The sequence below is a fragment of the Anaerotruncus sp. 1XD42-93 genome (assembly GCF_009917605.1).
Lineage (GTDB): Bacteria > Bacillota > Clostridia > Oscillospirales > Ruminococcaceae > Anaerotruncus.
Genome location: NZ_QZEG01000233.1, coordinates 1 through 568, shown reverse-complemented (window position 1 = coordinate 568; position 568 = coordinate 1). Strand labels below are relative to the sequence as shown.

The window sequence follows — 568 nt, the reverse complement described above, 5'->3', positions numbered from 1 at the left end:
GGGAGGGCAAGGCAGATTATGTGATCAGCCTGAAGGGAAATCATCCGGCCCTGCTGGAGGATATTTCACTGTATTTTGAACATTTCTCTGGAGAACTACCCAGCTTTGTGACCAAAGTGAAGGATCATGGCAGGCTCGAAAAGCGGGACTACCGCCTGTTGAACGACCTGTCCTGGCTACCCCAGCAGGCGGAATGGGACGGACTGCAAGCTGTTGGTATGGTGACGGCCACAATCAGTAGAGGCAATGAAACCACAACAGATGCCCGGTATTTTCTCTCTTCTGTTACTGATTTAGAACGTTTTGCCTATGCGGTACGCAAGCACTGGTCCATAGAGAACCAGTTGCACTGGTGTCTGGACGCTATTTTCAATGAGGACGCCTCCAAAGCCTGTAAAGATATGTCCCCGCTCAACCTGAATATCCTCCGGAAAACTGCTCTGGCGCTCTGCAAAAATGCTGACTTCGGCCGCAGGCTCAGTATCCAGAAAAAGCGCTTTGCCGCCGCCTTGAATCCACAGCGTCTTCTTGATATCCTTTTTGGATAATTTCAAATGCTGTTGCCCTG

At 50.4% G+C, this 568-nt stretch carries 1 protein-coding gene; it reads left to right on the top strand.

What is annotated here, in order from left to right; genetic code table 11:
• The coding region (locus tag D5269_RS18205) for an ISAs1 family transposase (protein WP_120487717.1) at window positions 1-548 on the top strand (548 nt) is incomplete at its 5' end.
• Window positions 549-568 lie beyond the last annotated feature (20 nt).